Origin of the sequence: Hymenobacter citatus (genome assembly GCF_014333615.1) — a bacterium.
GTDB classification, from domain to species: Bacteria; Bacteroidota; Bacteroidia; order Cytophagales; family Hymenobacteraceae; genus Hymenobacter; species Hymenobacter citatus.
Genome location: NZ_JACSCY010000003.1, coordinates 395,802 through 409,803 on the forward strand (window position 1 = coordinate 395,802; position 14,002 = coordinate 409,803).

Sequence of the window (14,002 nt, forward strand, 5' to 3'; positions counted from 1 at the left end):
CCGAGAGGAACCCAAGAAGTAGGAATGCCATTCAACGAGCATTCAACTTTTAACACGCAACATTTCAATCGTCCGGTTCCCCCGGCTCCGAGTAAGGGTAGGGAAGTCGCGCATCCGCAACGGCCATTCCGAGCGGCGCGAAGAATCTGAGTGAAACCATTTCGGAATAATTACTCAGATTCCTCACGCTGCTCGGAATGACAATTCTACCCGGCTGTTTCAATCAGCTGCACAGCTTTTTCCAGCAGTTCATCCCTACCCTCCTTGACGCCTTGGATGGTAGGCTTCACCTCGATATCCGGCACAATGCCGATGCGCTGGGTTTCGCGGCCGTCGGGGTAGTACACGCCCAGGCCGGTAATCATGGTGGGGATGCCGCCGGGCAGCATGATGCTGGACACGTTGCCGTCGGCACCGGCTGTGGTGCTGCCGATAACGGTGGCGTTGGGGGCGGTGCGCAGGGCCATGGTGGTGTATTCGGCCTGGCTCTGCGAGATTTCATTCACTAAGATGACCACTTTACCAGGGTAGGGCTTCACCACGCCGGGCGACACCGAAACGGGTTCTGGCATCAGGGGGAAAGTGCCTGGAGAGGTTATGTCGGGCCCGCTGAATAGCGCAAACTGCGTGGGTTTGGGCACCAGGTACTGCGACAGGGCAAACACCACGAACTCGGAGGGGTAGTTGCGGATATCAATCACCATTCCCTTCGTACCTTCTGCGGCCTGCATAATTTCCGGCAGCTTATTTTTCTTGATCGTGCCCAGCGAGAGGTAGCCGATATTACCCGGCAGCAACCGCCAGGCTGAGGCTGCTGGGTCCGGCGTGCCCCAATTCATTTGCATATCGAGCTTGGTGCTTGCGTAGCGCGTGAGCGTGAGCGGAAATTCCTTGCCGTTGCGGCGCACCACTACGGGTACTTTCTCTGTGTTGCCGCGCAGCAGCAGGTTGGCAATGTTGCGCAGCTGAGCCGGCTCGTTGGAGGCCGGGGCAAGGGGCTGCCACTTTTTCACCAGATCCGGCACCGGCACGCCGTCGATTTTCACCACCACGTCGCCCACTTGCAGGCCCGATTCTTTTCCGAGCGCCGCATGGTAGTAATCCGTCACTACGGCCTGGTTTTCCACGAAGCGAAGGCGCACCGGCGCGTACAGCTTACCGTTGTAGTGGGTCAGCACCTCATCCTGATAAATATTGGCGTGCGTATCGTGAATGCGGGCAATGAGCGCCAACAGGGTAAGGTGATACTGCTCGGCGGTGTTGCTGCTAGTCAGCTTGGAAATAAACTCCGGTAGTACTTGTTGCCAATCTTCCCCAATGGCATACCGGTAGGGGAAGAAGTACGCAATCATGTTCCAATAGCGGTAGAGCGCCAATAGGCGCAGCCCGGCATCGGGTAGCACGGTGCGGCCATATGATGCTTCGTGCTGAAAGACGGGGTTACCTACGTTCGGAGCCGCACTCACGTAGTAATGCTCCCCCTGGTTGCGGTTTTGGCGCAGGTAGGCGAGTTGATTACGAAGCGCTTCGCCGAGCTGTTTTTTATCCGATAGCCACGCCAGATCGGGTTGCAGGCGCACTTTGTCGGCGGGCAGCTCTACGCACGTTTTGCACGCGGGCACTTCGCCAAACTTCGTCACCCAGGTACTCAGCAGTTGGCTGCGTTTCTTCTCGTTGGGCGCCGCTAGCACGGACGGTAGCACCCGAAACAGCTCGGCGTCCATGTTGAAGTTGCCGGCGGCTACGGCCGGGTGGTAGTATTTCACGAAGCCCCATACCCGGCCCAGCACTGCCAGGTTTTCTACCTGCTGCGTGCTCAACTTTTTTGGAAACATAATCCCCGAGGCCTGCTGAAACGCCGTGTCTCGCGCCGCTGGCTTAACGGATATGGTTCGCGTAGCTACAGCGGACAGCGGTTTATCATCAATGGTTAGCTCCAGGTCGTCGAACCAGGCGGTGCCGGTGCCGGCCAAAATGCCGCCGAACAGAATATATTCTGCCTGCTCCTCCAGGGGCAGCGTAATGCTGAACTGCTTCCAGTCGGTAGTGCCCCGCATGGACTGGTCCTGGGTGTTTTTGAAAGCCACGGAGCCGCTTGAACCATCTTCGCGCAGCCAGATGGCCGCCGAGCCCTGCTCCAATACGCCCTCCGTTTTGATGAAGCCCTTCAGCGTAACCGACTTACCCGCGTATTGCGCCGGAATTCGCAACGTAGCCACGCCAAATTGCCCCTGCTTGGCCTGGCTGTCCTGCATCCGCAGCGCATACTTGCCTTGGTGGCGCACTACTGAGTCGAGGGTGACGCGGTAGCCTTTGCCGTTGTTGGTGTACCAAGTAGCAGGCAATTGACCACTGGGATACTCAAAATCATAGGTAGTCGCCGGAGCCGCAGTTTGCGCCAGGGAGACGGTAGCACCGCCCAGTTGCAATGCCAGCGCGAGGTAAGGTAATTTCATAGGAAAGAGAAGAATAGGTGTATGGCATATGGAGTCAGAAATGTAGTAGAAGGTAGCAGGTAGGCTTTAAAATTTATAGCCCCGAAGCGCGAACTATGTAGTTCACGCTTCGGGGCTATTGTACCAGTTGTTGTTCTGAGGCGCGAACTACATGGTTTGCGCTACTATATGGGTGCTTCAGCTCAACGCCTACGCCCTGGCAGGGTAGGGGCGCCTGCAAGGCGCCCCTACCCTAGCTCCCGCTCGGCGGCTTCGCGCTCCTGAGGCGTATTGATGTTGCGCAGCTCCTGCGGGGCCGGCGGCATCAGGAGCTGAATTTCGCTGTTAATGAGCGCTTTGCGCGGGCAGGAGTAGCCCAGGGCTAGAAATTGTAGCAGCACCGCGTAGCTGCGCGGCTCCCAGATGGTGATGAGCGGCTCGGGCCATTCGTTGTGGGGGCTCTGATAGGCCGTAGCCACGCGGCCGGCGTGACGGTGCGCTACCAGGTGGCGCAGGGTTTCGGCGGAGAGGAAGGGCAGGTCGCAGGCCACCACCAGCCAGGCCGCGTTGGGGTCGTGGCGAAAGGCGGTGAGGATGCCGCCCATCGGGCCGAGGTCCAGGAACTGGTCGGGTAGGGGCGTGAGGCTGGGGGGGAGGGCGTCGGCCTGGTCGGCGCGGCAGGACACGAATACGTCCTGGCACACCTCGGTCAGCAGGCCAGCGGCGTACTGGCGCTGCTCCTGGCCGTGGTAGCGCAGCTGGCCTTTGTCGGTTTGCATGCGCTGGCTGTGGCCGCCGGCCAGCACTAGGCCACGCAGAGGCGGCGCACTGGCCTGCCACCATTGTAGTAGCCAGTCGGCAATGGTCGCGGTATCGTCGAGGGCGAGGACAGTAGGCTGCCGCTCGCCCAGGTGGGCTTGCAGGTAGGCGGGCAGCTCGGTTTCGCCTTCACTCAGCAAAATCAGCTGCACGTCGGTGAGGCGGTCGAGCTTCTTTTCGAGCGGTTTTTTGGTGCTGATGATGGCAATCTGCTGCTGGGCGCGGAAGTGGTTGCCATTCACCAACACCAGGCTTTGGCTGCCCAGCCAGTGCTGCTGGGCAAACTTGTCCATGCCGCGCTGCACATCAAGGCGGCGAAAATGGATTTTGTCGGTCAGCTCGGCGGCGGCGCCTACGGTCAGCAAGGTATCGGTGGGGGCGGCTTCGTCGCCGGTGGCGTGGTCGGCGTCTACGTAGGCCGCGTGCAAGGTAGGCGACAGGTGCGGCAACAGGCGCGCTACCAAATCTTTAATCACGCCGCAGGGCGCGCCCAGAATAGCTAGCTCCTGGCGATTGAACTCGCCGGTGGCGGGCCGGGCCAGGGCGGCGTGCTTGGTGTGCGGGGCGGGTAGGGGCTGGTTAGTCGGCATGATGAAAATCCTGTTTGCCGCCCGTTTTTTCGAGCAGGCGCGTTTCCTGAATAACGATGTTGTGCGACAAGGCTTTGCACATGTCGTAGATGGTGAGGGCGGCTACGGATGCTCCCGTGAGGGCTTCCATCTCTACGCCGGTTTTGCCGGTTACGGAAGCCGTACATTCAATAATTACCGCATCGGGCTGCTGCACTTCTATGCGCACCTGGCAATCGTCGAGGCCCAGCGGGTGGCACAGCGGAATCAGCTCCGAGGTGCGCTTGGCTCCCATGATGCCGGCCAGAATAGCCGTTTGGAATACGGGGCCTTTGCGGGTAGGTAGGTCACCATCCTGCACCAGTTTCAGGATTTCGGAGCCTACTACTACAATGCTGCGGGCGCGGGCCACACGGCGGGTGGCAGTTTTGCCACCTACATCAACCATAGCCGGTTGCCCGCTGGCGTCGAGGTGGGTGAGTTTTTGATTGTCGGATGTCATCAGAATAGGTGGGTTGATTTCGGAGTGAGTTTATTTCTCGCAGAGGTAGGCGCGGAGGTTCGCAGTGTTCTAGCGGTTGCGTTCTGCGAACCTCCGCGCCTCCCTCCGCGAACCTCTGCGAGAAAGTACATACGGTGTACTTCTGCGGAAGCAGTATAACCAAACCAGCCGCAAATCGTCTAGCACTACCGCCGCCTGTCTTACAATTTCGCATTCTTTTGCCCTATGACTACCGTTGAAGAAGCCACCCGCCTGGTGCTGTCCACCGTTCGCGCACTGCCCACAGAAACGCTACCCCTACCCGATACGCTGGGCCGGGTGCTGCGCCAGGCCGTAACTGCCGACCGCGACTTTCCGCCCTTCCACCGGGTAGCCATGGATGGCATTGCGCTCAACTACGCAGCTATTGCGCAGGGTCAGACGCAGTTTGAGGTAGTAGGAACGCAGTTTGCCGGCCAGCCCCCTACCCCCCTCGCCAGCCCTTCCGCTACCCTCGAAATCATGACCGGGGCCATGCTGCCGCCCGGCGCCGATACGGTGGTGCGCTACGAGGACGTGGACATAGCAGAACTGCCCGACGGCCGCCGCGTGGCCACTGTGCGTGTGCTGCCGCCCAAAGCCGGGCACAACGTGCACGCCCAAGCCACCGACCGCCACCAAGGCGACATACTGTTACCGGAGGGCACCTTGCTGGGACCAGCCGAGGTAGCCGTAGCAGCCACGGTAGGCGCCACGCACCTGGTGGTGGCACAACGCCCGCACGTAGCCGTGGTGAGCACCGGAGACGAGCTGGTGGAGCTGGACCAGGCGCCCCTACCCTACCAGATCAGGCGCTCCAACTCTTATATGCTGCAAGCCGCCGTGTGGCAGGCCGGCGGCAAGGCCGAGCGGTTTCATTTCAACGACGACCCTGATGCCCTGCGCCAGGGCCTGCCGCCGCTGCTGCACCAGTACGACGCTGTGCTACTCAGCGGGGGCGTATCCATGGGCAAAGCTGATTTCCTACCCGCGGTATTGGCCGAGGCGGGCGTAGAACAGCTGTTTCATGGGGTACAGCAGCGGCCGGGTAAGCCCTTTTGGTTCGGGCAGCACCCGCAGGGCGCAGTAGTATTTGCGCTGCCGGGCAATCCAGTTTCCACGTTTGTGAACTACTGTCGCTACGCCGCGCCGTGGTTGCGGGCCGTGCAGCAGCCTACCCTACCCCCACCAGAACCCACGTTTGCCGTGCTGGCCGCTGATTTCACGTTTAAGCCGCCCGTTACGCATTTCCTGCTCGTGAGCCTGACCAGCACCCCCGATGGCCGGCTGCTCGCCACGCCCGAGCGCGCTCATGGCTCCGGCGACCTGGCCAGTTTGCTACCCAGCAGCGGCTTTTTGGAGCTTCCCGTTGGGCAAGACGAGTTTCTGGCCGGTACAGTGTGGCCAGTGTGGCGCTTCCGGTAGCTCAACCTATTTACAGAGACCCAACCCGGCTGTCCTTCTGAGCATGTGGCTTGATGCGCTATATGCTCAGGAGGACAGCCGGGTTGTTTTAAAATAGTGTGTTAAGAAAACTTAACAACGGTCTACGCTTACCCAAAGAGGGTTTATTACCTTTTTGATAAAATTTTATACATAACTGATATCAATAGATAATTCAATATTCTATATACTTGCTAAACACTTCAGCAAGTCACATTTTTTCTAACTATAATTCAACCATATGCGCGCTTTCTACTCTCTCCTCCTCTGCCTTTTTATTAGTGTTGGCTCGGCTGTAGCAGCCAAAGCTCCCAACAGACGCCCCGATTCGCACCGGCGCCACACGGTGAGCGACATGTTTAAGCCCCGCATGAGCCATTTTGGCACGGGCAAGCCCCTGGTGCCCATGCACAAGCGCGTGAAGCACGCCAAGGAGAAGTCGTTGAACTTCTAAAAGGCTTTATTCCTACACGCAAACGAGCCCGTCGCACTAAGTGCGACGGGCTCGTTTGCGTGTAGGACCTTGTGCCATTGTCAGGCTGCTTCCAGCACCTCGGCGTCGTTGTGCGCGGGCGAGTTCACGCGGGTGGTTACCACGTATTCCTTCATGCCATCGGTGGGGTAGGACACGAGTAGTTGCTGGTGGTCGGCGGGACTAAGGGTGTCGGCGAGCCAAGCTTGCTCTGCATCGGGGCCGGGTAGCACCACGGGCATGCGGGTATGCAAGCGGGCCATCAGCTCATTGGGCTCGGTGGTGATGATGGTGAAGGTAGGTAGCACCTCGCCGGTCTGGCGGTCAAGCCACTCGTCCCAGAGGCCGGCAAAGGCAAACGGTTGCTCGTCTTGCAGCAGAATGCGGTGCGGCACCTTGCCCTGGGGCGTTTGCTGCCACTCATAGAACGAATCGGCCAGCACTAGGCAGCGCTTGCGCTGGAGCAGCTGCCGAAACGAGGGCTTATCAACCAGCGTTTCGGCGCGGGCGTTGATGGGTTTCACGGCTTTTTTCAAGTCCTGCACCCAGCCCGGTATCAGCCCCCATTGCACCAGCTGAATTTTATCGGGTGCGGCGTTAGTGATGATGGGTAAGTGCTGCGACGGCGCGGCGTTGTAGTTGGGCTCAGCAGGCTCTGCGAGGGTAGCGCCGAAGCGCTTTGCTAGGCCCGCGGCGGGCGTGAGGGCAGTATAACGGCCACACATAGCGGTGAGTCAAAAAAGAGTGGAAGTAATGAAAGAAGCTGCTGCCGTTTGGAAGCAGGAAATTGGCAGCCGCAGAGAACATAGGGCCTTGCCTGTACCTATTTACGTTTAGCGGTTGGTTAGGTGCTGCGCGGCGCGATGCAATTCTACTGTAGTGTCAATAGCAGTTTCTACGTTGTCGTCTGTTTGTGTTACCTGGTGAATGGTGTAGAGACGCATACTTGCGTCTCATCGTTAAACGATTTTGTACACACGGCGCGGCCGATGAGACGCAAGTATGCGTCTCTACACCGTTCTATACAGGCACCGCCTTTTCCGAAACCGGATCGGCGGGTACAGGTTGCGCCAACACTACACAGGGCTTGCGGCGCAACGTGCGCAGGTGTAGCCCCCCAATCAGCAGCGTTAGAATGCCCTCGGCCAATACGGTGTGCTGCACGCCAATGTGCTCCGACACTGCGCCTACCAGTAGACTACCGAGCGGCACCAACCCGGCGTAGGCCAGCACATAGAGACTAAGCACCCGGCCCCGCAGGGCAGGCTCTACCGTGGTCTGAAGCAGAGTATTGCTGATGGTAATCTGCGACATCATCCCGAAAGCGCCTACCACCAAACACAGCAGGGCCAGTGGGTACCACGACGCCTGCGAGAACAGCACCAGCCCTACCCCAAAAATAAAGGTATTCACCGTGAGCACCTTGCTCAGGTTGACGCTGGCCTGCAACGACGCCAGAAAAATTGCCCCAATAAAAGCCCCCAGACCAATGGCCCCATCCAGCATGCCAAAGGTGCTGGCCGTGCCTTGAAAAACATCTTTGGCATACACGGGCAGCAGCGTGGTGAAGGGTAGCGCTAGCAGGCTGGCAAGCGCCAGCATCAACAGAATATGCCGGATAGCCGGCGTGGCAGCCACGTAGGCCAGCCCATCGCGTAGCTCAGCCAGCATGTTTTTGGTGTGCAGCTTGGCTACGTAGGGCGGCAGCCGAATGGCCAGCAACGAGCCAATAACGGCCACAAAGCTCAGCGCATTCAGGCCAAAGCAGGCCACCGCGCCCAGGTGCTCCAGCGCAAAGCCGGCCAGCGCCGGCCCTACCAGCTTGGCCAGATTCACCATGGAAGAGTTAAGCGCCAGCGCGTTGGGCAGGTCCTGGCGGTTCTTGATCAGCTCCGGCACCAGCGACTGGCGGGCAGGCACATCGAAGCCGTTGATGATGCCCAGCACGGTGCTCAGGCCGATGATGCCCCACACGGCATCGGGTCGTTGCCAGACCAGGAGCGTCAGCAGCAAGGCCTGCCCCATGGAGAGCACCTGCGTGAGCAGCAGCACACGGTAGCGCTGGTAGCGGTCGGCCACCCCACCCCCGAGGAAAGAAAATAGAGCGGCCGGAAACAGGGTAGCAAACACGCTTACCCCCAGCATTAGCTTGGAGTTGGTGTGCGAATACACCACCCAGCTAACGGCCGTTTTCTGCATCCAGGTGCCCATCAGCGACAACGACTGCCCACCAAAATACAACCGGTAGTTGCGGCTACGAAAGGCGCGGAACGTACTAAAATTCATGTAGAATATCGAGAACAGACAGCAGCTGCACCAGCAACCTGCTTTGCTGAGGAGCGCACGAGATGCCCCTATCCCCCAGCAAAGCGGGCAGCGAGTCGGCAGCGCCTCAACGGTCAAAATGATGCGTCCCCTACCCCTGGCAGCTATATCAGGGAAAAGGGACATTCCTTACTATCAACACGATGCTATCTGATAGTGTTCATGTCCTTGCCTTTATCTGGCGCCGGCCTGTTGCCAAAACCGCGCTTATCAGCTGCGCTTTGTACAGTGGCGCTTTCCTACTTCTGGCGTTGCTCCCGCTCGTTTAGGAGTTTTAGCAAGACACCATTGGTCCAGCCAAAGCCATCCTGCAACGGGTACTCGCCGCCACCTGCGGTTTTGTGGATGTCTTCCACGTTGTACTTCTCCAGCAGCTTGCCGGTTTCCCGGAACACGCGCACGTTCAGGCTGGTCCAGCGGTGGGCTACGGTATCGGCCAGGGCGTGGTGCTGGTAGCGGCGCAGGCCCTGCACGGCCAGGTATTGCAGGGGCGCCCAGGCGTTGGGGGCGTCCCACTGTTGGCCGCTCTCGTTGCTGGTCGTCAGCAGGCCCCCATCGCGCAGAAACTCGCTTTCGAGGCGGCGGGCGGCTTTGCGGGCCTGCCCCGTGGTGGCTACCCCATAGGCCAGCGGAAACACGCCGGCCAGGGTATGGATGCCAGCCCGGCGCTGCTCCGATAGATTGTAATCTACGTACCAACCGGCCTGCCGGTCCCAGCAGTATCGTCGAATAGCTTTAGCACGCGCATTGGCTTTCTGCGCATACCGCAGGGCTTTTCCCTGGCTGCTTCCCTGGCTGTTTTGGTCATACGCGCGGGACAATGTTTGCTCCAGCACCAGCAACAGGCAGTTCAGATCAACAGGCACCAGGTTGGTGGTTTCGATGGTAGCCATGGTATTGGCCGGCCCAAACCAGCGCGTACTGAAGTCCCAGCCCGAGGCGGCGGCGGCGCGTACGTTGCGGTAGAACTCCGGCAGCGGCTGCCGCGTGAGCTTGCCCACCGCCACGTCCTCGGCATACGACTCTTCGCGGGGCTGGTCGCTGCTGTCCCAGTAGCGGTTCAGCAACTCGCCTTTGGGCATGCGCACCACGCGGCGGGTGGCGGTGCCGGGTTGCAGCGAGTCGGCGCCGGCCATCCAGTAGGCGTACTCCTTTTCGAGCTGGGGGCGGTAGCGGGCCAGGGTAGCGGGCGTGCCTTCGGCCTGGGCCAATAGCTGCACCATCTGGGCAAAAAACGGCGGCTGCGAGCGGGTGAGGTAGTAGGTGCGGTTGCCGTTCGGAATGAACCCTACCTTGTCGATCAGATAGGCAAAATTATCCACCATATCGCGCACCTGCTGGGTACGGCCGGCCTCGCGCAGCCCCAGCATCGTGAAGTACGAATCCCAGTAGTACACCTCCCGGAAACGGCCGCCCGGCACCACGTAGGACTTCGGCAGCGCCACCAGCGACGAGTAGGGCGGCGCCGTGGCCCGCGCCGGGCGGCGCAGCACCGTCCAGAGCGTATCGAGGTGGTGCCGGATGCCGGCGGCCACGTTGCTGTGGTAGGTGGCGGTGTCTTCGGCGGGCAGCACGAAGTAGCGCTGGGTGAAGGCTTTCAGGTCGAAGCCGGGCTGGTCTTTCTCGCGTTGGTAGGCGGCCATCACCTCGGCCGGCGGCACGGTGGGCAGCAGGTCCACAAAGGTCTTGTTGTCGGGGTACACGCGGCCCAGTTGTACGGCTTCAAACAGGCCGGGGTAGAGCTGCCGGGGCGAGGGCTGGGCATGGGCCACACCAGTAGCTAAAAGCAGAAAACAGAGCAGAACGTTCTTCATCGTCATCGTCGTGGGTGGTGTCGGGAAGGGTATCTGCGGAAAACGCAGCCCCGGCGCAGAAGTTGGCACTATCCCTACCCTACGCCCCGTACATGCCCACACTTCACTTTCGGAAGCCCCGAAAAGCACGCTTATTTCTTGTTGCACTGATTGTTATGCGTACAATATCACAATCTCATTATATTATCATAACATTATCAATACGTTACGTAAAAGTAAAACCTACTACTAGCCTTTCCTCATCCTATTCTATGGAAAACACTTCAACTCTAGAAAGAACGGCGCAGGTTGCTTCCACTCACTCGTCCTCTTTGCAATCCAACAAAGGCCGGGTGGTGCGGGCTTTTCCCAGTGTCGTTTTCAAATACTTGCTTATTGGGTTTAGTATTCTGGTAGCGATGCAGCTGCTGATTGTGACGGAGTTCCTGAATGATATCCGGCCTGGCCGCCTGCTGTTCGAGAAGTTTTACTTCGACCGTGAAGCCAACTTCCCGGCTTTTTTCTCGGCGTTCATTCTCTTTTTTTCCTCGGTTTTGCTGGCTGTTATTGCCTCTTTGAAGCGGCAGGACCAGGATGGTTTTTGGCGGCAGTGGCAGGGCCTCAGCTTCGTTTTCCTGTTTCTGGCCCTCGATGAAAGCGTAAGCCTGCACGAACTCCTGATTGAGCCCCTGCACAACATGTTTCATCTAGAGGGCTACCTGCGGTTTTCGTGGGTGATAGTGGGCGGCATCTTCGCCGTGGTGTTTGCCGTGGCCTACCTCAAGTTCCTGTTTTCCTTGTCGCCGCCGATGCGGCTGCGCTTTATTCTGGCCGGCGCCATCTTCGTGCTGGGCGCGGTGGTGTTTGAAATGCTGGGCGGCAACTACTTCACCGACGGTAACCCCGACCCTACCACTGACAATCAAACGCCTACCTACCTTATCCTGATGACGCTAGAAGAAACCTTTGAAATGGGGGGTATTCTGCTGTTCATTTCCACGCTATTTGCCTATATCAAGCAGCATTACAACAAGCTGATTATTTCCGTTGAGATGGTGAAGTTGTGAAATGGTGAAATGGTGAGTGGTGAGATGGTGAATGCAGAATACGGCTGTCATCCTGAGTGCAGCGAAGGACCTTCTCACGTTAGAAAGACAAGCGTTGCAACGACTTGTTCTTGTAGTCATCGTTCTAACGTGAGAAGGTCCTTCGCTGCACTCAGGATGACAGCCGTATTCTGTACTCACCACTCACCATTTCACCACTCACCATCTCACCACCCTAATGCCTGACTTGCTGCTGACCGTTGCGCATAGCTTTCGGGTGCCGGGGCTGGGCGTGGTGGCGCTACCCGCCGAGGCGGCTCCGCGTCTCCTACCCCTGGACCTGCACACGCCCTTGTCGGTGACGGTCATTTTTCCGGACAATCATAGTGAGTCTGTGACGGCCACTGTGGAGGAAGTGGAACACGAAGGCACCACCCAGCGCGGACTTTTATTGGAGTTCACAACACCCATTTCCCTACCCCCTGGTACCCGCGTCGTATCAACGGAGGCTATGCTGGTATCGAATAATTCAATGGGAAAACCGTACCTTTTCTAAACTCAAGTCAGTTTATAGCAGTTATTTCGGGGCACCAAAACCATCCAACACTACCACTATGGCAGACGAAACCAACAATGGCCAGCACACGCCCGCCGACGGTACCGGCACCGCCGTGAACGGCGTAGGCTCTTCGCACGACCAGCGCACCGCGGCCGGCGAAAATGCCCAAACCCTGACCACCCGCCAGGGCCACCCGTTGACCAACAACCAGAATCTGCGCACCGTGGGCAACCGCGGTCCGGCTACGCTGGAGAACTACCAGTTCATTGAGAAAATCAGCCACTTCGACCGCGAACGGGTACCCGAGCGCGTGGTGCACGCCCGCGGTGCCGGCGCCCACGGCGTATTCGAAGCTTACGGCAAGGTAGGCGACGAGCCGATTGAAAAGTACACCCGCGCCAAGTTGTTCAACACCAAAGGAAAAGAGACGCCCGTGTTCGTGCGCTTCTCTACGGTGGGCCACGGCGGCCACTCGCCCGAAACCCTGCGCGACCCGCGCGGTTTCGCGGTGAAATTCTACACCGAAGACGGCAACTGGGACCTGGTAGGCAACAACCTGAAGGTGTTCTTCATCCGCGACGCGATGAAGTTCCCGGACCTGATTCACTCGCAGAAGCCTGACCCGGTGCACAACCGCCAGACCGGCGAGCGGATTTTCGACTTCATCTGCAACACCCCCGAGACCATGCACATGGTGTCGTTCCTGTTCTCGCCCTGGGGCATTCCGGCCAACTACCGCCAGATGCAGGGCTCGGGTGTGAACACCTATAAGTGGGTGAACAAGGACGGCGACGCCGTGCTGGTGAAGTACCACTGGGAGCCCATGCAGGGCGTGAAAAACCTGACCGCTGGCGAGGCCGAGAAGATTCAGGCCAAGAACTTCAACCATGCTACCCAGGACCTGTACGAGAACATCAAGAAGGGCAACTTCCCCAAGTGGGAGCTGCGCGTGCAGATCATGTCGGACGACGAGCATCCGGAGCTGGACTTCGATCCGCTGGATGACACCAAGATTTGGCCCGAAGACCAGTTCCCGCACCTGCCCGTAGGCATGATGACGCTGAACAAGAACCCCGAGAACTACTTCGCGGAGGTAGAGCAGGCGGCGTTCGGTACCGGCGTACTAGTAGACGGCCTCGATTTCTCGGATGACAAGATGCTGCAAGGCCGCACCTTCTCCTACTCCGACACGCAGCGCTACCGCGTGGGTGCCAACTATTTGCAGTTGCCCATCAACGCGCCCAAGAAGCACGTGAGCACCAACCAGCGCGATGGTCAGATGACCTACCACGTGGACTCGGCTCCTGGCCAAAACAACCATGTAAACTACGAGCCTTCGTCGCTGAACGGCCTGAAGGAGGCGCCCCGCTCGGCTCCCGACCACACGCCGCAGTACACCGGCCGCCTGGTACGCCAGACCATCGACCGCGAAAACAACTTCAAGCAAGCCGGTGAGCGGTACCGCACGCACGAGGATTGGGAGCGCGACGACCTGATCAGCAACATGTCGGGCGCACTGGCCGATGCCGCTGAAGTGATTCAGCAGAAGATGATTGAGCTGTGCACCAACTGCGACCCGGACTGGGGCCAGCGCCTGCGCGAAGGCATTGCCGAGAAGAAGCAAATGATGATGAAAGACGAAGAAGCCGTGGAACAAGCCGAAGAGCTAGCTCACGACGCCAAGCCGTACTAACTCATCCGTAGCTTATATTGAAAAAGGGGGCGCTGACAGTAGTCAGCGCCCCCTTTTTTGTGGGAATTTTGAAGTAGTAAAAGAGGCTGTTTGGGTTAGCGGAACAGGTATCCGAAACGGTGTAGAGACGCAAGGTTGCGTCTCTACACCGTTCAGTGGCAACTCAAACCAGTTTCTAAACAAAGACGTCTGTCATCCTGAGTATTCCGCGCATCAAGCGGCGACGAAGGACCTCATCACGCAAGAACGAGTCGTTGTTACGCCTGTCGTTCTGCGGGCATAAGGTCCTTCGCAAGCTCAGGATGACAGACGCATCTTGCAACTCACA

The 14,002-nt window shown here is 58.9% G+C and carries 11 protein-coding genes; 5 read left to right on the forward strand and 6 right to left on the reverse strand.

Features of this window, described 5'->3' with window-relative positions; all coding sequences use genetic code 11:
- Window positions 1–206 precede the first annotated feature (206 nt).
- The 3 genes from H8B15_RS05845 to moaC all read right to left on the reverse strand — a co-directional run bounded on the left by H8B15_RS05845 (window position 207) and on the right by moaC (window position 4,325).
- On the reverse strand, window positions 207–2,456 hold the full coding sequence (locus tag H8B15_RS05845; RefSeq protein WP_187318735.1) for a S41 family peptidase: 2,250 nt from the start codon (window positions 2,454–2,456) through the stop codon (window positions 207–209).
- A 227-nt stretch (window positions 2,457–2,683) separates the two neighbouring features.
- A complete protein-coding gene (locus H8B15_RS05850; protein WP_187318736.1) occupies window positions 2,684–3,844 on the reverse strand; it encodes an NTP transferase domain-containing protein in 1,161 nt (386 codons plus the stop codon).
- Window positions 3,834–4,325, reverse strand: coding sequence for a cyclic pyranopterin monophosphate synthase MoaC (gene moaC / locus H8B15_RS05855; protein WP_187318737.1), 492 nt, complete (start codon window positions 4,323–4,325; stop codon window positions 3,834–3,836). The genes H8B15_RS05850 and moaC overlap by 11 nt, the downstream gene beginning before the upstream one ends.
- Window positions 4,326–4,550: 225 nt before the next feature.
- Here moaC and H8B15_RS05860 point away from each other — a divergent pair, with 225 nt between their 5' ends.
- Window positions 4,551–5,768 carry a molybdopterin molybdotransferase MoeA gene (locus tag H8B15_RS05860; RefSeq protein ID WP_187318738.1) on the forward strand — a complete coding sequence of 406 codons (1,218 nt, stop codon included), beginning with the start codon at window positions 4,551–4,553 and terminating at the stop codon, window positions 5,766–5,768.
- Window positions 5,769–6,027: 259 nt separating this feature from the next.
- Entirely contained in the window at window positions 6,028–6,240 is a 213-nt protein-coding gene (locus H8B15_RS05865; protein WP_187318739.1) for a hypothetical protein, read from the forward strand.
- 80 nt (window positions 6,241–6,320) lie between these two features.
- Here the strand turns inward: H8B15_RS05865 and H8B15_RS05870 are convergent, their stop codons facing one another.
- The 3 genes from H8B15_RS05870 to treA all read right to left on the reverse strand — a co-directional run bounded on the left by H8B15_RS05870 (window position 6,321) and on the right by treA (window position 10,397).
- Window positions 6,321–6,983, reverse strand: coding sequence for an SOS response-associated peptidase (locus H8B15_RS05870; protein ID WP_187318740.1), 663 nt, complete (start codon window positions 6,981–6,983; stop codon window positions 6,321–6,323).
- A gap of 295 nt (window positions 6,984–7,278) precedes the next feature.
- Window positions 7,279–8,544, reverse strand: coding sequence for an MFS transporter (locus H8B15_RS05875; RefSeq protein WP_187318741.1), 1,266 nt, complete (start codon window positions 8,542–8,544; stop codon window positions 7,279–7,281).
- Between the two features lie 278 nt (window positions 8,545–8,822).
- Window positions 8,823–10,397 carry an alpha,alpha-trehalase TreA gene (treA, locus tag H8B15_RS05880; protein ID WP_187318742.1) on the reverse strand — a complete coding sequence of 525 codons (1,575 nt, stop codon included), beginning with the start codon at window positions 10,395–10,397 and terminating at the stop codon, window positions 8,823–8,825.
- Window positions 10,398–10,708: 311 nt separating this feature from the next.
- Between treA and H8B15_RS05885 the strand changes: the two genes are divergently transcribed.
- The 3 genes from H8B15_RS05885 (at window position 10,709) to H8B15_RS05895 (ending at window position 13,674) form a co-directional block, all read left to right on the forward strand.
- The gene (locus H8B15_RS05885) at window positions 10,709–11,443 is read left to right on the forward strand and encodes a hypothetical protein (RefSeq protein WP_187318743.1); all 735 of its coding nucleotides are present in this window, start codon (window positions 10,709–10,711) and stop codon (window positions 11,441–11,443) included.
- A gap of 217 nt (window positions 11,444–11,660) precedes the next feature.
- Window positions 11,661–11,978 (forward strand): hypothetical protein, encoded by a 318-nt coding sequence (locus H8B15_RS05890; protein WP_187318744.1) that lies wholly within the window; start codon window positions 11,661–11,663, stop codon window positions 11,976–11,978.
- A 58-nt stretch (window positions 11,979–12,036) separates the two neighbouring features.
- Window positions 12,037–13,674: a catalase gene (locus H8B15_RS05895; protein WP_187318745.1), complete on the forward strand. Its 1,638-nt coding sequence runs from the start codon at window positions 12,037–12,039 to the stop codon at window positions 13,672–13,674.
- Window positions 13,675–14,002: the final 328 nt, after the last annotated feature.

What these genes read in the sequence shown, in the direction of transcription:
- H8B15_RS05845 (WP_187318735.1), bottom strand. Translation starts at nt 2,456, where the DNA reads ATGAAATTACCTTACCTCGCGCTGGCATTGCAACTGGGCGGTGCTACC.
- H8B15_RS05850 (WP_187318736.1), bottom strand. Translation starts at nt 3,844, where the DNA reads ATGCCGACTAACCAGCCCCTACCCGCCCCGCACACCAAGCACGCCGCC.
- moaC (WP_187318737.1), bottom strand. Translation starts at nt 4,325, where the DNA reads ATGACATCCGACAATCAAAAACTCACCCACCTCGACGCCAGCGGGCAA.
- H8B15_RS05860 (WP_187318738.1), top strand. Translation starts at nt 4,551, where the DNA reads ATGACTACCGTTGAAGAAGCCACCCGCCTGGTGCTGTCCACCGTTCGC.
- H8B15_RS05865 (WP_187318739.1), top strand. Translation starts at nt 6,028, where the DNA reads ATGCGCGCTTTCTACTCTCTCCTCCTCTGCCTTTTTATTAGTGTTGGC.
- H8B15_RS05870 (WP_187318740.1), bottom strand. Translation starts at nt 6,983, where the DNA reads ATGTGTGGCCGTTATACTGCCCTCACGCCCGCCGCGGGCCTAGCAAAG.
- H8B15_RS05875 (WP_187318741.1), bottom strand. Translation starts at nt 8,544, where the DNA reads ATGAATTTTAGTACGTTCCGCGCCTTTCGTAGCCGCAACTACCGGTTG.
- treA (WP_187318742.1), bottom strand. Translation starts at nt 10,397, where the DNA reads ATGAAGAACGTTCTGCTCTGTTTTCTGCTTTTAGCTACTGGTGTGGCC.
- H8B15_RS05890 (WP_187318744.1), top strand. Translation starts at nt 11,661, where the DNA reads ATGCCTGACTTGCTGCTGACCGTTGCGCATAGCTTTCGGGTGCCGGGG.
- H8B15_RS05895 (WP_187318745.1), top strand. Translation starts at nt 12,037, where the DNA reads ATGGCAGACGAAACCAACAATGGCCAGCACACGCCCGCCGACGGTACC.